This window comes from Streptomyces sp. NPDC104096 (genome assembly GCF_055584385.1).
The window spans coordinates 202,414-220,152 of record NZ_JBVJMD010000003.1 but is presented as its reverse complement, the minus strand read 5'-3'; the positions used below and the strand labels follow the sequence as shown (position 1 = coordinate 220,152).

At 69.6% G+C, this 17,739-nt stretch carries 14 protein-coding genes and 1 riboswitch; of the genes, 7 read left to right on the top strand and 7 right to left on the bottom strand.

Annotation, left to right across the window (positions count from 1 at the left end; genetic code table 11):
- Window positions 1-431 precede the first annotated feature (431 nt).
- On the top strand, window positions 432-1,217 hold the full coding sequence (nagB, locus tag ACZ60B_RS05450; protein WP_469384364.1) for a glucosamine-6-phosphate deaminase: 786 nt from the start codon (window positions 432-434) through the stop codon (window positions 1,215-1,217).
- Window positions 1,218-1,292: 75 nt separating this feature from the next.
- On the opposite strand, the gene ACZ60B_RS05445 is transcribed toward nagB, so the two are convergent.
- From ACZ60B_RS05445 to ACZ60B_RS05430, 4 genes are all read right to left on the bottom strand, one after another.
- A complete protein-coding gene (locus ACZ60B_RS05445; protein ID WP_469384362.1) occupies window positions 1,293-2,774 on the bottom strand; it encodes a glycoside hydrolase family 3 protein in 1,482 nt (493 codons plus the stop codon).
- 9 nt (window positions 2,775-2,783) lie between these two features.
- Window positions 2,784-3,614 (bottom strand): carbohydrate ABC transporter permease, encoded by an 831-nt coding sequence (locus ACZ60B_RS05440; protein WP_469384360.1) that lies wholly within the window; start codon window positions 3,612-3,614, stop codon window positions 2,784-2,786.
- Complete coding sequence (locus tag ACZ60B_RS05435) at window positions 3,611-4,597, bottom strand: carbohydrate ABC transporter permease (protein ID WP_469384358.1); 987 nt, start codon at window positions 4,595-4,597, stop codon at window positions 3,611-3,613. Before ACZ60B_RS05435 ends, ACZ60B_RS05440 begins: the two co-directional genes overlap by 4 nt.
- A 79-nt stretch (window positions 4,598-4,676) precedes the next feature.
- Entirely contained in the window at window positions 4,677-5,945 is a 1,269-nt protein-coding gene (locus tag ACZ60B_RS05430) for an extracellular solute-binding protein (protein WP_469384356.1), read from the bottom strand.
- Between the two features lie 419 nt (window positions 5,946-6,364).
- On the opposite strand from ACZ60B_RS05430, the gene ACZ60B_RS05425 reads away from it, so the two are divergent.
- The 6 genes from ACZ60B_RS05425 (at window position 6,365) to ACZ60B_RS05400 (ending at window position 14,292) form a co-directional block, all read left to right on the top strand.
- Entirely contained in the window at window positions 6,365-7,129 is a 765-nt protein-coding gene (locus ACZ60B_RS05425; RefSeq protein ID WP_469384354.1) for a GntR family transcriptional regulator, read from the top strand.
- A gap of 170 nt (window positions 7,130-7,299) precedes the next feature.
- Window positions 7,300-7,566: a DUF3311 domain-containing protein gene (locus ACZ60B_RS05420; protein WP_469384352.1), complete on the top strand. Its 267-nt coding sequence runs from the start codon at window positions 7,300-7,302 to the stop codon at window positions 7,564-7,566.
- On the top strand, window positions 7,563-9,173 hold the full coding sequence (mctP, locus tag ACZ60B_RS05415) for a monocarboxylate uptake permease MctP (protein ID WP_469384350.1): 1,611 nt from the start codon (window positions 7,563-7,565) through the stop codon (window positions 9,171-9,173). The genes ACZ60B_RS05420 and mctP overlap by 4 nt, the downstream gene beginning before the upstream one ends.
- A 286-nt stretch (window positions 9,174-9,459) precedes the next feature.
- Window positions 9,460-9,603, top strand: a riboswitch (cobalamin riboswitch).
- Window positions 9,604-9,726: 123 nt separating this feature from the next.
- Window positions 9,727-12,087, top strand: a complete 2,361-nt coding sequence (locus tag ACZ60B_RS05410) for a ribonucleoside-diphosphate reductase subunit alpha (RefSeq protein WP_469384349.1) — start codon at window positions 9,727-9,729, stop codon at window positions 12,085-12,087.
- The gene (locus tag ACZ60B_RS05405) at window positions 12,087-13,103 is read left to right on the top strand and encodes a ribonucleotide-diphosphate reductase subunit beta (protein WP_469384347.1); all 1,017 of its coding nucleotides are present in this window, start codon (window positions 12,087-12,089) and stop codon (window positions 13,101-13,103) included. Before ACZ60B_RS05410 ends, ACZ60B_RS05405 begins: the two co-directional genes overlap by 1 nt.
- Before the next feature lie 223 nt (window positions 13,104-13,326).
- A complete protein-coding gene (locus tag ACZ60B_RS05400; RefSeq protein WP_469384346.1) occupies window positions 13,327-14,292 on the top strand; it encodes a GlxA family transcriptional regulator in 966 nt (321 codons plus the stop codon).
- 46 nt (window positions 14,293-14,338) lie between these two features.
- Here ACZ60B_RS05400 and ACZ60B_RS05395 read toward each other — a convergent pair whose 3' ends face one another.
- The 3 genes from ACZ60B_RS05395 to def all read right to left on the bottom strand — a co-directional run bounded on the left by ACZ60B_RS05395 (window position 14,339) and on the right by def (window position 17,733).
- Entirely contained in the window at window positions 14,339-15,709 is a 1,371-nt protein-coding gene (locus ACZ60B_RS05395) for a bifunctional albaflavenone monooxygenase/terpene synthase (protein ID WP_469384344.1), read from the bottom strand.
- Window positions 15,706-16,809 carry an epi-isozizaene synthase gene (gene cyc1, locus ACZ60B_RS05390; RefSeq protein WP_469384342.1) on the bottom strand — a complete coding sequence of 368 codons (1,104 nt, stop codon included), beginning with the start codon at window positions 16,807-16,809 and terminating at the stop codon, window positions 15,706-15,708. Before cyc1 ends, ACZ60B_RS05395 begins: the two co-directional genes overlap by 4 nt.
- Window positions 16,810-17,082: 273 nt before the next feature.
- Window positions 17,083-17,733 (bottom strand): peptide deformylase, encoded by a 651-nt coding sequence (def, locus tag ACZ60B_RS05385; protein WP_469384340.1) that lies wholly within the window; start codon window positions 17,731-17,733, stop codon window positions 17,083-17,085.
- Window positions 17,734-17,739 lie beyond the last annotated feature (6 nt).

Sequence of the window (17,739 nt, the reverse complement as noted above, 5' to 3'; positions counted from 1 at the left end):
TTGTGTTGTCGTCCGTCCCTAGCATTCTGGACTAGACCACTTGGCCTGTCCATGCGTCGGAGGCCGCTTGTTGACGGCGATTCACAGCCGACGGCACGCAGCCTAGCCCGCCGGGGTCACCGGCGGGACCAGATGTTCACGGCAATTTCCGCGACCGCCTCCGGTTCCTCCCGGCTCGCCCCGTCCCGCACCCGCCGGGAGCCGCCCCGGACGGGCGGTGGACCCCTCGGTCGGGGCGCGCTCGCCGAAGGATCCGTACCGCGCGCCACAACCGCGCCACGGCCTCGTCGAACGGCGTCCGCCCGCCGCCGAGGAGACGATGGCCGCGCTCCTCGTCGCCTGGGAGACAGGACCCCGCTCTGCTAGATTGGTCTAAACCACATAGTCCTTCCAGCCTCTTCTTCAGCTCTCTCCAGAACGGCAGGCCCAGCGTGGAAGTTGTCATCGTTCCGGACGCCGAGTCGGGCGGCGAGCTCATCGCCGAGGCCATGGCGCGGCTGCTGCGGCGCAAGCCCGACGCGCTGCTCGGCGTGGCCACCGGCTCCACCCCGCTGCCCGTCTACCAGGCGTTGACGGCGAAGGTGCGCTCCGGCGCCGTGGACGTCGCACGGGCGCGCATCGCCCAGCTCGACGAGTACGTGGGACTGCCCGCCGACCACCCGGAGTCCTACCGCTCGGTGCTGCGCCGCGAGGTGCTGGAGCCGCTCGGCATCGGGATGCCCGCGTTCCTGGGGCCCGACGGCACGGCCGAGGACGTGGCGGCGGCCTGCGAGGCGTACGACCGGTCGCTGGCCGAGGCCGGCGGTGTGGACCTCCAGCTGCTCGGGATCGGGACCGACGGGCACATCGGGTTCAACGAGCCCTGCTCCTCGCTCGCCTCGCGCACCCGCATCAAGACGCTGACCCAGCAGACCCGCGTGGACAACGCGCGCTTCTTCGACGGCGACATCGACCAGGTGCCCCACCACGTCATCACCCAGGGCATCGGCACCATCCTGGAGGCACGGCACCTGGTGCTGCTCGCCACCGGCGAGGGCAAGGCGGACGCGGTCGCCGCGACCGTGGAGGGACCGGTGGCGGCGGTGTGCCCGGCCTCGGCGCTCCAGCTCCACCCGCACGCCACGGTCGTCGTCGACGAGGCCGCGGCCTCGAAGCTCAAGCTCGCGCCCTACTTCCGGCACACCTACGCCGACAAGCCGCACTGGCAGGGGATCTGACCGGATCCCGCGGACACGACGAAGGCGCCGGGCCCCTCGAAAGGGGCCCGGCGCCTTCGTCGTGTCGAAGACCGCCTACCGGCCGGCGACGACCTCCGCCGCCGCCCGTCCGCACACCCGGGCGGCGCCGTGGGTGGCGATGTGCAGGGCGCCGCGGGGCGCGGACTGGGGTACGCCCATCTCGACCACGATCGTGTCGGGGCGGGCCGCCAGCAGCCTGTCGAGCGCCGTCGCCATCCACGGGTGCCGGTGCTCGTCGCGGACGACGGCGACGATCCGCCGCTCCCCCGCCGCAGCCAGCGCCGCGGGACCCGCGTCCGGGCCGGTGAAGCTGCCCGTCCGCGTCCCCGGCAGCAGACCGGCGAGTTCGGCGGCCACCCCCCAGGGGGTCTCGTCGCCGACGGCGATGTTCGCGACCGGGGTGAAGGCGGCCACGTACGGGGCCTCGACGGGCGGCTCGTAGGAGGCGGCGCCGGTCACCGTGAGGGCGCGCCGGGCGGCCACGAGCCCCACGTCGGAGCGGACCTCGTGGGTGCGCACGTCGGTCGTGGCGGTCCAGCGGGCCAGCTCGCGCACCCGGCGCGCCGCGTCCGCCAGCCGCTCCTCGGGCAGCTCGCCCGAGCGTACGGCGTCGACGAGGGCGTCGCGCAGACGTCGTACCGTCTCGTCGTCGGCCAGGCCGCCGCCCACGCAGATCGCGTCGGCGCCGGCCGCGACGGCGAGGACGCTGCCGCGCTCGATGCCGTACGTGGCGGCGATCGCCTGCATCTCCATGCCGTCGGTGACGATCAGCCCGTCGTAGCCGAGTTCACCGCGCAGCAGGCCGGTGAGGATGCGGCGGGACAGCGTCGCCGGGTGCTCCGGGTCCAGGGCGGGGACCAGGATGTGGGCGCTCATGACCGCCCGGGTGCCGGCGGCGATCGCCGCGCGGAACGGGACCAGTTCGCGCTCGGCAAGCACCTCGGCGTCCACGTCGATGCGGGGCAGCGCGTGGTGGGAGTCGACGGCCGTGTCGCCGTGGCCCGGGAAGTGCTTGGTGCAGGCGGCGACGCCCGCCGACTGGAGCCCGGTGACGTAGGCGGCCGTGTGCCGGGCGGTCAGCGCGGTGTCGGCGCCGAACGAACGGACCCCGATCACCGGGTTCGCGGGGTTGGAATTGACGTCCGCGGAGGGTGCCCAGTTCAGGTTGACGCCGCAGTCCGCGAGCCGACGGCCCAGCTCGAAGGCCACCTCCCGGGTCAGCTCGACGTCGTCCACCGCGCCGAGGGCGTGGTTGCCGGGGAAGCTGGAACCGGTGCGCACCTCCAGGCGCGTGACGTCGCCGCCCTCCTCGTCGATCGCGACGAGCACGTCGTCGCGCTCGGCGCGCAGCTGCGCGGTCAGGACGGCGAGCTGCTCGGGCGAGGCGATGTTGCGGCCGAAGAGGCCGACGGAGGCGAGGCCCTCACCGAGGCGGCGCAGCAGCCAGTCGGGGGCCGTGGTGCCGGTGAAGCCTGGCTGGAGGACCGTCAGCGCGTCGCGGGTCAGCGTGTCGGTGCCGCTGGCGAATGTCGTCATCGGATGGGGTTATCCCTTCACGGCTCCGGCGGTCAGGCCGCTGACGGCCCTGCGCTGGAGGAAGACGAAGAGGATCAGGATCGGGACGGCGAAGAGCGAGGACGCGGCCATGGTGGCGCCCCAGTCGTCGCCGAAGGCGGTCTGGAAGCTGGACAGCCACAGCGGGAGCGTCTGGGACTCGGCCTCCTTGTTGAGGACCAGTACGAGCGGGAACTCGTTCCAGGCGGTGATGAAGCCGAACAGCGAGGTGGACATCAGGCCCGGGGCGAGCAGCGGCAGGATGACCCGGCGGAAGGCCTGGCCGCGGGTGCAGCCGTCGACCATGGCCGCCTCCTCCAGCTCCCTGGGCACCGCGGCGACGAAGCCGCGCAGCGTCAGGACGGTGAACGGCAGGATCATCATCATGTAGAAGACCGTCAGCGGGACGAGGCTGTTCAGCATCGACGCGTCGCGCACGATCATGTACATCGCGATGACCATGACCTCCCAGGGGGCCATCTGCGCCAGCATGAAGCCGACGATGAAGCCGCGCCGCCCGCGGAACCGCATCCGTGCCAGCGCGAAGGCACCGACGAGGGCGATGACCAGCGAGAACACCACCGCGAGGACCGTGACGACCAGGGAGTTGCCGACATACGTCCAGAAGTGGTCGACGCCGGTCGCCTTCTGGAAGTGCTCGAACGTGACGTCGGTCGGGAACCAGACCGGGTCCTCCGCGATGATGTCGCCGGTCGGCTTGAAGGCCGTGGCGAACATCCAGTACACGGGGAAGACGAAGCCGACGAACAGGACGGCGGCCGTGACGTTGGGCCACAGGCGGCCGAAGAGCGAGCGCTTCACAGCTCGTCCTCCTCTTGCTTGAGCACGATCCGCAGGTAGTAGGCGGTGACGCCGAGCAGGATCAGGATGGTCAGCACGGCGATCGCCGCGCCCATGCCGTAGTGCTGGTTGCCGACGCCCTCGATGTAGGCGTAGACGGGAAGGGTCTCGGTGAGCCGGTCGGGGCCGCCGCCGTTGATGGTGAAGACCTGCACGAACGCCTTGAAGACCCAGATGATCTCCAGGAACGTGGTCGCGTAGAGGAAGGGCCGCAGGAACGGCAGGGTGACCGTGGTGAAGCTCTTCCACACGCCGGCGCCGTCGAGGGCCGCCGCCTCGTACAGCTCACCGGGGATGGTGGTGGTGGCCGCGTACAGGTTGATCGCGACGAACGGTATGGACTGCCAGACGATCAGCAGCGTGACCACGAAGAAGGTCGAGAACTGGCCGCTGGTCCAGCTGTAGTCGGCCATGGAGTGCCAGCCGAGCTTGTCCAGCACCCAGTTGACGACACCGAAGCGCTGGGCGAACAGCCACTGGTAGACGGTGGTCGCGGCGACCACGGGCATCGCCCAGGCCAGCACCAGGCCGATCATCAGGGTCACCCGCATCCGCTTGCCGAGGCGGGCGAGCAGCAGACCGACCAGGGTGCCCAGCAGCATGATCAGGACCATGTTGACGGCCGTGAACAGCAGGGTGCGCAGGGTGACGCGCCAGAAGTCCTCGCCGGTGAGGGCTTGCTTGTAGTTGTCGATGCCGTTCCACTCGGTGACGTGCTGGATCAGCTGTCCCATGTTGAGGTTCTGGAACGACAGCAGCAGGTCCTTCAGCAGCGGCCAGCCGAGCAGCAGCACGGTGGCCGCGCAGGCCGGCAGCAGCAGGAGGTACGGGGCGAGCGCGCCGGTGCGCCGGGCCGCTCGTGGTTGGGGCCTGCCGGGTCCTCCGTCGTCCGACTTGCGGACGTCCGCCGGACCGGAGGGCGGCCGTTCGGTCTGCACGGTCATGCTCGCCATCTCTTCTCTCGACCGGGTCGACGCCAGGGCGGGGGCCGTCGGAAGGACGGCCCCCGCCTCCTGCGGAGCGTTACTGCTGCTGCGCCAGGCGCTTGTTGAAGTCGCCCTCGACCTGCTTGGCGGCCTCGGCCGGGGACTTGCCGTTCAGCACGGCCGTCATGAAGGTCTTGACCGGGTTGGGCGCGTTCTCGACCGCGGCCCACTCCGGGATCAGCGGCGTGGTGCCACCGCCCGCGGCGGCCGGCGCGGCGGCCTCGGCGGCGGCGTTGCCCGACAGGTTGCTCTGCAGCGACTCCTTGTTCGGGATGACACCGTTGATCTTGGCCAGCTCGCCCTCGTACTGGTCGGACAGGGCGATCTTCAGGAACTCCTTGGCGAGCTCCTGCTTCTTGCTGCCGGCCGCGACGGCGAGGTTGGAGCCGCCGAGGAAGACGCCCTCGGGCTTGCCGGCCGTGGCACCGGGGATGGTGAAGTAGCCGATCTCCTTCTCGATGGCCGGGTTGGCCTTGATCGCGGTGCCGGCCTCCCAGCCCATGCCGATGATCGCGCCGACGTTGCCCTTGCCGAAGACCTCGCCCTGCTGCGGGGTGGCCTCGTCCTTGTCCTTGGGCGCCTTGGACAGCGCCTGGAACTTCTTGTAGGTCTCCATGGCGGCGGCGACCTTCGGGTCGGCCAGGTTGGAGACGTACTTGTCGCCGTCCTTCTTGACCAGCTCGGCGCCCTCGCCGATGGTCAGGCCGACGAAGTGGTACCAGTTCTGGCCCGGCAGGTAGATCGGCTCGGCCTTGGTCTTGGAGCCGATCTGCTTGAGGTCGGCGTAGAACTCGTCACGCGTCTTGGGCAGGTCCTTGATGCCGGCGTCGGCCCAGACCTTCTTGTTGTAGATCACGACGCGGTTGGCGAAGTACCAGGGCGCCGCATACTGCTTGTTCTCGAAGACCGAGGAGTTGTTCAGCGCCGCGGTCCAGTCGGCACCGATGGAGCTCTTGAGGTCGGCGAGCTCGGCCAGGCCGCCGGTCTTGGCGTAGGCGGGCGTCTGGGTGTTGCCGATCTCGAAGACGTCCGGGGGGTTCTCCTCCGACAGCGCCGTGGTCAGCTTCTGCTGGATGCCGTTCCACTGCTGGACCTCGAACTTGACCTTCGCCTGCGTCTTCTTCTCGAAGGCGGCGGCCACGTCCTTCTGCCACTGGTCCGGCGCGGAGCCGTCCATGACCCACACGGTGAGGGTCTGGCCCTTGTTGCCGTCAGCTGCGGCCTTGTCGTCGTCCTTGCCACCGCACGCCGCGACGGAGAAGATCATGCCCGCGATACCGATCGCGGCTACCAGCTTGCGCTTCACGCCACCCTCCTCAGGGATGCCACAAACCCCCTGCCTCCCCGCGGTGACCGTCAACGCCGTACCGCCCGTGGGGCCGGGACTGGACCAATGGTGTAGACCAGTAAGCGGAGCTTGGCCCAGACCAATAGGGCTGTCAAGGGTGTTCGAGCGGGGTCGAGTCGTCCGTTACGTGACCGCGATATGCAGGGACTTTTCATTTCGCAAGGCACCAGAACGGACGCCCCTGTTCCAGTGGACCGCGATCACCTCGTCGAGGCGTTGGACTAGACCAACCAGGGGCTCGACGGTATACAGAAGGGATCACGGAGCGTGCGAGGTCATCCACAGGGGACACCACGCACACGAAGCCGTGCCACGATGTGAGCCGTGGCCGACGGACATGTCGGTCGCTTCGGCAGCGGAAGCCGGGAAGGCGGAGCATGAGCACCGACGTCAGCAGTGCGGAGAACGAGGGTGGGGCGACCGTCCGTACCGCGCGCGTGCCCAAGTACTACCGCCTGAAGAAGCACCTGCTGGACATGACGGAGACCCAGTCGCCCGGCACCCCGGTCCCGCCCGAGCGGACCCTGGCGGCCGAGTTCGACACCTCGCGCACCACCGTCCGCCAGGCGCTCCAGGAACTCGTCGTCGAGGGCCGCCTCGAACGCATCCAGGGCAAGGGCACCTTCGTCGCCAAGCCGAAGGTCTCGCAGGCGCTCCAACTCACCTCGTACACCGAGGACATGCGCGCCCAGGGCCTCGAACCCACCTCGCAGCTCCTGGACATCGGGTACATCACCGCCGACGACAGCCTCGCCGGCCTGCTCGACATCACCGCGGGCGGCCGCGTGCTGCGCATCGAGCGGCTGCGCATGGCCAACGCCGAGCCGATGGCCATCGAGACCACCCACCTGTCCGCCAAGCGCTTCCCCGCGCTGCGCAGGTCGCTGGTGAAGTACACCTCCCTCTACACCGCCCTGGCCGAGGTCTACGACGTCCACCTCGCGGAGGCCGAGGAGACCATCGAGACCTCGCTGGCCACCCCGCGCGAGGCGGGCCTGCTCGGCACCGACGTCGGCCTGCCCATGCTGATGCTGTCCCGGCACTCGCTGGACAAGAACGGCCGGCCGGTGGAGTGGGTGCGCTCGGTCTACCGGGGGGACCGGTACAAGTTCGTCGCGCGGCTGAAGCGCCCGCAGGACTGACCCGGCCGACGGACCAGGAAGGCCCCGGGGCATCGCGCCACCGGGGCTTTCGTGCACCCACCGCGCCTCCGCGGTGAGCGTGTTGTACGAACAAGGGGTTCCGTTCCCGTGACACCGTGATCTAGATTGCCTGCGCGTCATAGGCGATCTACGAGGGGACGGAACGCCACATGTCAGAAGCCCCAGAAGTGACCCGAGAGCCGATGATGACGCCCGTGCGCGCCGTCATCGGCCTCTGCCTCGTCGCGCCCTTCGTGGCGATGCTGTGGGTCGGTTCCTACGCCAAGACGGATCCGACGTTCATCGGGATCCCGTTCTTCTACTGGTACCAGATGCTGTGGGTACTGCTCTCCACGGCACTGACGATGACCGCGTACCAACTGTGGCAGCGCGACCAGCGCGCCCGCGCCGCCCGGAAGGAAGGTGCGTCGCGGTGAAGGACGGGGTCAACGGCGTCGCGCTCGGCGTCTTCATCTTCTTCTTCCTGGCCGTCACGGCCCTGGGCTTCCTGGCCGCGCGCTGGCGCAGGGCCGACAACGAGCACACCCTCGACGAATGGGGTCTGGGCGGCCGCTCCTTCGGCACCTGGATCACCTGGTTCCTGCTCGGCGGCGACCTGTACACGGCGTACACCTTCGTCGCCGTGCCGGCTGCGGTCTACGCGGCGGGTGCCGCGGGCTTCTTCGCGGTGCCGTACACGATCCTGGTCTATCCGCTGATCTTCACCTTCCTGCCCCGGCTGTGGTCGGTGTCCCACAAGCACGGATACGTCACCACGTCGGACTTCGTCCGCGGCCGCTTCGGCTCCAAGAGCCTGTCCCTGGCCGTGGCCGTCACCGGCATCCTGGCCACCATGCCGTACATCGCGCTCCAGCTGGTCGGCATCCAGGCCGTGCTGGACGTGATGGGCGTCGGCGGCGGCGAGAACAGCAACTGGTTCGTGAAGGACCTGCCGCTGCTGATCGCGTTCGCCGTGCTGGCCGCCTACACCTACTCCTCGGGGCTGCGCGCGCCCGCCCTGATCGCGTTCGTGAAGGACACCCTGATCTACATCGTGATCGCGGTGGCCGTCATCTACATCCCGATCAAGCTCGGCGGCTTCGACGAGATCTTCAAGGCGGCCGGAGACAAGTACACGGCGGCCGGTGCGGGCGGGCTCGTACCCCCCGAGGCGGGTCAGTGGACGTACGCCACCCTGGCGCTCGGTTCGGCGCTCGCGCTGTTCATGTACCCGCACTCGATCACGGCGACCCTGTCCAGTCGCAGTCGCGACGTGATCCGCCGCAACACCACGATCCTCCCGCTGTACTCGCTGATGCTGGGCCTGCTCGCCCTGCTCGGCTTCATGGCGATCGCGGCCGGGGTGAAGGTGACCAACGGCCAGCTGGCGATCCCCCAGCTCTTCGAGAACATGTTCCCGGACTGGTTCGCGGGCGTGGCGTTCGCCGCCATCGGCATCGGCGCCCTGGTCCCCGCGGCCATCATGTCGATCGCGGCCGCGAACCTCTTCACCCGCAACATCTACAAGGACTTCATCAGGCCCGACGCGACCCCGAAGCAGGAGACCCAGGTCTCCAAGCTGGTGTCGCTGCTGGTGAAGGTGGGTGCCCTGGTCTTCGTCCTCACCATGGACAAGACGGTCGCGATCAACTTCCAGCTGCTCGGCGGCATCTGGATCCTGCAGACCTTCCCGGCCCTGGTCGGCGGCCTGTTCACCCGCTGGTTCCACCGCTGGGCGCTGCTGGCGGGCTGGGCCGTGGGCATGGTGTACGGCACGCTCGCCGCGTACGGGGTGGCCTCACCGACCCAGAAGCACTTCGGCGGCAGCTCGAAGGAGATCCCCGGCATCGGCGAGATCGGCTACATCGGTCTGACGGCGTTCGTGCTCAACGTGGCCGTCACGGTGGTCCTCACCTTCGTCCTGAAGGCCGCCAAGGCTCCCGAGGGCGTCGACGAGACCAGCCCGCAGGACTACACGGCGGACGCCGGCGACCCGGGCGTACAGGCGGAACTGCCGCCTGCCACGGCCGGATCGGCGCACTGACGCCGGCGCGTCGAGAGCTGCGCGCCGGCACCGGCGCAGGACGCTGAACCACCCTCCGCCGGGTTCACCGGCGGGGCGAGGGGCGGCGGGGCGACAAGGCCCCGCCGCCCCTTCGCGTCCCCGGCCGGTGCCCGGGGGAAGCCCCGTCACGGGCCCGTCCGCGGCCCGCGAGGAGCCCGCCCGCGCCTGCGTCCGGGCCTCCGGCCGCCGTCCGCGGAGAGTCCGACTGACACGCTCCGAAGTCGATGTGACACAACATCTGGGGGTGGCACCGCAGCCCGGCACAAGATGTATGCTCATGCTCGCTGTCGCCGCAGGGGAATCCGGTGCGAATCCGGAACTGTCCCGCAACGGTGTACCTGTGCTTGTCCGCCCCACGGCGGGCATCCACGCGTCCAGTCCGAGGACCTGCCGACCGCGCGCCCGGCCGTCCGGTCCGGGTGCCTTGACGTCCGGGTCTCGCGGAATGGACCGGTGGACGCGACGCCCCGTGCGCTCGTGTGCCGCCCCCTGCCCTCCGCGAGGCCCCCTGCCGAGCGAGGGAGAGCCCCAAGTGACCATCGCGCCAGCCGATCCGGCTTCAGCCACCCCGGCGAGGGAGACCGACGGTCCCGGTGCCGCGCTGCTGCGGACCCTGACCGAGCTGACCTCCGACCTCCCCGACGCCGACCCCGGCCGGGTCGCCGCCGCCGCGCTGCGCGGCCGGTCCGCGCGGGCGGACGAGACGGAGCTGCGCGAGCTGGCCACGGAGGCGGCCGCCGGGCTCATCTCCGACGATCCCGCCTACTCGCGGCTGGCCGCCCGGCTGTTGACCATCAGCATCGCCGCGGAAGCCGCCTCGCAGGGCGTGACGACGTTCACCGAGTCCGTCGCCGTCGGACACCGGGAAGGCCTCATCGCCGACCGCACGGCGGAGTTCACCCGGATCCACGCCGCCCGGCTCGACGCGCTCGTCGACACCGAGGGCGACGACCGGTTCGGCTACTTCGGCCTGCGCACGCTGCACAGCCGCTATCTGCTCAGGCACCCGATCACCCGTCAGGTGATCGAGACGCCCCAGCACTTCATGCTGCGGGTCGCCGCCGGCCTCGCCGAGGACGACACCGTCCGCTCGGTGGACGAGGTCGCCGCGCTCTACCGGCTGATGAGCCGTCTGGACTACCTCCCCTCCTCCCCCACGCTCTTCAACTCCGGTACGCGGCACCCCCAGATGTCGTCCTGCTACCTCCTCGACTCCCCGCTGGACGAGCTGGACTCCCTCTACGACCGCTACCACCAGGTCGCCCGGCTCTCCAAGCACGCCGGCGGCATCGGTCTGTCGTACTCCCGGATCCGTTCGCGCGGTTCGCTGATCCGCGGCACCAACGGGCACTCCAACGGCATCGTCCCGTTCCTCAAGACCCTCGACGCCTCGGTCGCCGCGGTGAACCAGGGCGGCCGGCGCAAGGGCGCGGCCGCGGTCTACCTGGAGACCTGGCACTCCGACATCGAGGAGTTCCTGGAGCTGCGCGACAACACCGGCGAGGACGCCCGCCGCACGCACAACCTCAACCTCGCGCACTGGATCCCGGACGAGTTCATGCGCCGCGTGAACGCCGACGCGCAGTGGTCCCTGTTCTCCCCCTCCGACGTGCCCGAGCTGGTCGACCTGTGGGGCGAGGAGTTCGACGCGGCCTACCGCGCGGCGGAGGCGGCGGGCCTGGCGAAGAGGACGATCCCCGCCCGCGATCTGTACGGCCGCATGATGCGCACCCTCGCGCAGACCGGCAACGGCTGGATGACCTTCAAGGACGCCGCCAACCGCACCGCCAACCAGACGGCCGAGCCGGGGCACGTCGTCCACTCCTCCAACCTCTGCACGGAGATCCTGGAGGTCACGAACGACGGCGAGACGGCGGTCTGCAACCTGGGCTCGGTCAACCTCGGCGCCTTCGTCGTCGACGGTGACATCGACTGGGAGCGGCTGGACGAGACCGTCCGCACCGCCGTGACCTTCCTCGACCGCGTGGTGGACATCAACTTCTACCCCACCGAGCAGGCGGGCCGCTCCAACGCGAAGTGGCGTCCCGTCGGCCTCGGCGCGATGGGTCTCCAGGACGTCTTCTTCAAGCTGCGCCTGCCCTTCGACTCCCCGGAGGCCAGGCGGCTGTCCACCCGTCTCGCCGAGCGGATCATGCTCGCCGCGTACGAGGCCTCCGCCGACCTCGCCGAGCGCAACGGCCCGCTGCCGGCCTGGGAGAAGACCCGTACCGCCCGGGGCGTACTGCACCCCGACCACTACGACGTCGAGCTCACCTGGCCGGAGCGCTGGGCGGCCCTGCGGGAACGCGTCGCCACCACCGGGATGCGCAACTCGCTGCTCCTGGCGATCGCGCCGACCGCCACCATCGCGTCCATCGCGGGCGTGTACGAGTGCATCGAGCCGCAGGTCTCCAACCTGTTCAAGCGCGAGACGCTGTCCGGCGAGTTCCTCCAGGTCAACTCCTACCTGGTGCAGGACCTCAAGGAGCTCGGCGTGTGGGACGCCCGCACCCGGGAGGCGCTGCGCGACTCCAGCGGCTCGGTGCAGGACTTCGCGTGGATCCCGGCCGACGTACGGGCGCTGTACCGCACGGCGTGGGAGATCCCGCAGCGTGGCCTGATCGACATGGCCGCGGCCCGCACCCCGTACCTGGACCAGGCCCAGTCCCTGAACCTGTTCCTGGAGACGCCGACCATCGGCAAGCTCTCCTCGATGTACGCGTACGCCTGGAAGTCGGGCCTGAAGACGACGTACTACCTGCGCTCGCGCCCGGCGACCCGGATCGCGCGGGCCGCCCAGGCGCAGGCCACCGTCCCCGTCCAGCAGGCGGCCGACCCCGACGCCGTCGCCTGCTCCCTTGAGAACCCCGAGTCCTGCGAGGCCTGCCAGTAATGAGTGCCACCCGTAACCAGAACCTCCTCGACCCGGGCTTCGAGCTGACACTGCGTCCGATGCGCTACCCGGACTTCTACGAGCGCTACCGGGACGCCATCAAGAACACCTGGACCGTGGAGGAGGTCGACCTCCACTCGGACGTGTCCGACCTCGCGAAGATGACCCCGGCCGAGCAGCACCTGATCGGCCGTCTGGTCGCGTTCTTCGCGACGGGCGACTCGATCGTGGCGAACAACCTGGTACTGACCCTCTACAAGCACATCAACTCCCCGGAGGCGCGCCTGTATCTGTCGCGCCAGCTGTTCGAGGAGGCCGTGCACGTCCAGTTCTATCTGACGCTGCTGGACACCTACCTGCCCGACCCGGAGGACCGGGCGGCGGCGTTCGACGCCGTGGAGAACATCCCCTCCATCCGCGAGAAGGCCGAGTTCTGCTTCAAGTGGATCAACGAGGTCGAGAAGCTGGACCGGCTGGAGACCAAGGCCGACCGCCGCCGTTTCCTGCTCAACCTGATCTGCTTCGCCGCGTGCATCGAGGGCCTGTTCTTCTACGGCGCCTTCGCGTACGTCTACTGGTTCCGCAGCCGGGGTCTGCTGCACGGTCTGGCCACCGGCACCAACTGGGTGTTCCGCGACGAGACGATGCACATGAGCTTCGCCTTCGACGTGGTCGACACCGTCCGCAAGGAGGAGCCGGAGCTCTTCGACGACGAGCTGCGGCAGCAGGTCACCGACATGCTCCGGGAGGCCGTCGAGGCCGAGCTCCAGTTCGCGCGCGACCTGTGCGGTGACGGCCTGCCGGGCATGAACACCGAGTCGATGCGGCAGTACCTGGAGTGCGTCGCCGACCAGCGGCTCAGCCGGCTCGGCTTCGCCCCGGTGTACGGCTCGGAGAACCCCTTCTCCTTCATGGAGCTCCAGGGGGTTCAGGAGCTGACCAACTTCTTCGAGCGGCGCCCGTCCGCGTACCAGGTGGCGGTGGAGGGCACCGTCGACCTGGACGAGGACTTCTGAGGCGGCCGCGGCCTCAGCTCCCGGTCGATCCGGCGCTCGCGCAGCAGCCACGCGAGCGCCGGACCGGCGAGGAGGACGAGGGCGACCAGGAGGGCGGCGTATCCGGTGAGTGTGTTCATGAGGTAACCGTCGTACGCCGCGAACACCCCTGACAGTGGCAGGACTGCCGCACAACTGCGAATTCCTGCCAGCGCCCGGGCGGAATCTGCGGCACACTGACGGCATGCTGAAGAACGTGGTGACCGTTCTGCTCGACGGCGCGCACCCCTTCGAACTCGGCGTGGTCTGCGAGGTGTTCGGCATCGACCGCAGCGACGAGGGGCTGCCGGTGTACGACTACGCCGTCGCCTCGGCCGAGGGTCCGACCCTCAGCACCCATGTCGCCGGGTTCACGCTGTCGACCGAGCACGGCCTGGAGCGGCTGGAGGAGGCCGACCTGATCGCGGTGCCCGCCTCCGACGCCACCGTCCTGCGTGAGCACCCGCCCGAGCTGCTGGCGGCGCTGCGCCGGGCCGTCGACCGGGGCGCCAGGGTGCTCAGCGTGTGCTCCGGGGTCTTCGTGCTCGGTGCCGCCGGGCTGCTGGACGGGCGCCGCTGCACCGCGCACTGGCGGCACGCGGCCGAGCTCTCCCGGCGGTACCCGCGGGCGATCGTCGAGCCGGACGTGCTCTACGTCGACGAGGACCCGGTGATCACCTCGGCGGGCACCGCCGCCGGGATCGACGCCTGCCTGCACATCGTGCGCAAGGAGCAGGGGCCCGAGGTCGCCAACAAGATCGCCCGGCGGATGGTGGTGCCGCCGCACCGGGACGGCGGCCAGGCCCAGTACATCGAGCGGCCGTTGCCGCGCAGCGCGTGCGACACCGTCGGCGAGACGCTGGCGTGGATGGAGCAGCACCTCGACGAGGAGGTCACCGTCGACCAGCTCGCCGCCCGCGCCCACATGTCGCCGCGCACCTTCGCCCGCCGCTTCCAGCAGGAGACCGGGACCACTCCCTACCGCTGGATCCTGCGCCAGCGGGTGCTGCTGGCCCAGCGGCTGCTGGAGGCGACGGACGAGACGATGGACGCGATCGCCTGGCGCACCGGGTTCGGCACCGCGGCGGCACTGCGCCACCAGTTCGTCCGTGCGCTGGGAATCACGCCCCAGTCCTACCGGCGCACGTTCAGGGGCCCGGTGGCCGCCTGACCGCGGCCGGCCGCCGTCCCCCCACCACCGTCACCGCGTCACCGCGTCACCGCGTCACCGGCCGCAGCAGCAGCCGGTGCGGACGCAGCGTGATGCCCACCCGGGTGGTGTCGTCGGAACCGGACACCTGCTCCAGGCGGTACTTCGTCGCCACCGCCGCCGTGATCAGGGTCAGCTGCGCCATCGAGAAGTGGTCGCTCGGGCATTTGCGGTTGCCCACGCTGAACGGGCTCATGGCGTGCTTCGGCACGTCCTTGACCCGCTCGGGCAGCCAGCGGTCGGGGTCGAACTCCAGGTTGTCCCGGTAGGAACGGCCGTCGCGCTGGATCGCGTAGGGGCTGTAGACGATGTCCGCACCGGCCGGAATGCGATAGCCACCGAGTTCGGTGTCGGTCACCGCCCGCCGGGTCAGAATCCAAACCGCGGGACGCAGCCGCATGGCCTCGACGACGACATTGTTGGTGTGCGTGAGTTTGCGGACGTCATCGAATCCGACAGGGCGGCCTCCGGTCAGGGATTCCACCTCCGCCCGCACCTTGTCGGCGTGTTCGGGGTGTTCGGCGAGGACCTGGAGCAGCCACATGATCGTGGAGGCGACGGTTTCGCTGCCCGGGGTGAGGATCGCGACGACCTGGTCGTGGATCTCCTGTTCCCCGATGGGGTCGCCATTCTCGTCCTTCGCCTCCAGCAATGCCGTCAGCAAATCGTCCGGCTTTTGACCGGACGCCCGGCGCTCGGCCACGATCTCGTCGACGAGGAGATGCAGATCGGCCAGTGCGCGGTTGAAATCGCGGTTGGCCGGAATCGGCAGCCGGTAGAGCGGTCCGAGCGGGACCACCATCCGGCGGTACATCCCGCGGAAGACGGTCGCGAGCGCGACGCACAGCCGCTCGGCGCGCTCGTCCATGAAGTCGCCGCGCAGCAGGCACCGGGCGGCGATCCGCACGGCGACCCGGAAGGACTCGGAGGTGCAGTCGACGGTGTCGCCGGGCTGCCAGCGCACGGTCAGCGCGTGCGCCTCCTCCTCCATGACCGGCCCGTAGGCGGGGATCGCGTCGAGCCGGAAGGCCGGCTGGATGGTGCGCCGCTGGCGCCGGTGCCGGGGGCCGTTGGCGGTGGCGACGCCCTCCTTGCCGAGCAGGCCTTCCAGCGATTCCCACAGCGGCCCGTCGATCTTGTAGTCGGGGCTGAGCGCCAGCGCGCCGGTGAGGGCCGGGGTGGTGACGGCGTACACCGTCTTCGGGCCGAGTTTCAGGCGTACGACGTCGCCGTGGTCGCGCAGCCGCGCCATGAACGCCAGCGGATCGCGCACCAGTCGCCAGCCGTGGCCGAGGAACGGGACACCGCCCCCCGCCAGGGGTGGCTCGCGCAGCCCGGACGTCTGGATCCCCTCGGGTTTCACGGACTCGACGGTCATTTCTCACCTGCCGCTTCGTTGTTGACGTACGGGGGCGTGGACCGGTCGTCCCAGCTGTCGACCATGTAACGGCCGGACTCGTGGTGGAACCAGTAGACGGAACTGAACCAGTTCCGCATGTTTCCGAGACAGGCCCGCACCGCGATGCTCAGTTCTTTTCCGCGCACCGTGCCGTCGGCGAGTCCGTCGGCGAACCGTAAGGCGTCCTGTTCGGCCTTCAGGAATTCCGATACACATTCCTCGACGCGTCGCCTGAGTTCCTCTACCGCCTCTTCGAGGGTCAGCTTCTCATGGGTGATGAGACTGATCCCGAGATTGTGCAGCTCTTCTCCCGCGATTTCCTTCGGGAGGGAACAGAGGTCGTTGTACCAGGCGGCGAATTCCTGACTCAGCAGGGCCGCCCGCCGATACGCGGAATTCTTCCGCACAAAGTCCGGGAGTTCGCACCCGGCACTCGGCTCCAGCAGATCCGTCCATATCCGGTGTGCGAAGGTGAGGCGGCGCAGCGCGAGATAGTCGTCGACGGTGGGGACGATCCCGCGGGCGCGGTTGCGGAATTCACGGTCGTACGCCTCGATCACCTCGTGGAAATGCCGGGCGAACCGGGTGTTCCAGGTGGTGGACAGGAAGGCGTACAGCCGGGCCACGCTGTCCGCGAACCCCGCGACCAGAGGATCCTCGTGGTCCAGATGGGTCCCGGGGGAGTCCAGGGCCGCGTGCAACCGGGATCTCAACCGCCGCCAGGCGGCCGGCCGGGCGTGCACGATGTCGCGGTCATGACGGTCGTCCCAGACGAAGAACCACGCGCTGTAGTCGGCGACGGCCTGGAGGACGTCGTCGGGTGCGCCCAGGTAGTACCCCGCCATGAGGTCGGTATAGCAAAGACCATCGGCATATTCAGACACCTTGTCGGCCGACATGAGCCGCTTTTCCAGCAGCCAGGTGCGCGTACACTCCTGAAGCTTTGGCCAATACTCATGGAGTTGCCGGGGAAACTCGTCCTCGATCACCGGAAGACAGAGCGTGGGCGGGACGACGGTCACATTCGGCGCGGATGCCGGTGTGGTGCCGTGGGTGGTGCTGTATGGGAAAGCGGGCACGAACTACCCCTCTCAGCCGCCGGTAGGCGCAGCACCCCTCCCGTCGTGCCGGGCGTGCGCTGTTGCGTATCCCCGCACTTACTATTCAGCACCACGACTGACCGTTCTGGGAATGGATTTGCTTCAATCCCCTACCCAACCTGCCGAGAATCCTCTCCCGCATGACTGGTTCTGGATCACTCCCTGGGTGGACGGCGCCGCCCGGGCGGAGGGCGGACGCACGACGCCTGGCCGGGAAGAACCCGGCCAGGCGTTGGGAAGCCGTCGACCGGCTCAGTCGTTGGCCACCACCGGATAGCGCGGCTCGCTCTCGGCCATCTGCCGCAGCGCGTCCTTGCGGTCCCGCTTGGAGAGACGGTCGATGTACAGGTAGCCGTACAGGTGGTCGGTCTCGTGCTGGAGACACCTCGCGAAGTAGCCGGTGCCCCGCACCCTGACCGGGTTGCCCTGCTCGTCCTGTCCGGTCACCTCGGCGTAGTCGGGGCGCGCCAGCGGCATGTACGCCGTCGGCACCGACAGGCAGCCCTCGTTGCTGTCGTCCAGACGGCGCCGGTCGGCGGGCAGCTCGACGAGCCTGGGGTTGCAGATCACGCCGACGTGCCGGACGCCCTCGTCGTCGGGGCAGTCGTAGACGAAGACCTTCTGGTCGACGCCGATCTGGTTCGCGGCCAGGCCCACGCCCTCGGCGGTGCGCTGACTGGCGAACATGTCCGCGACCAGCTGCTGGAGTTCGGCGCCGAAGTCGGTGACGTCCCCGCACTCCTTGTGGAGCACCGGGTTGCCGACCACGGTGATGGGCCGTGAGGTGCCGCGCTCGCGCCAGGCGCTCTCGCGCTCCTCCGCCTCCTCGGTGTCGATGACGAAACCCTCGTCGTCCACGGGGAGCACGCCCGCGTGCTGCTGATCGGTGTCCTGCTGCGCCATGACCGA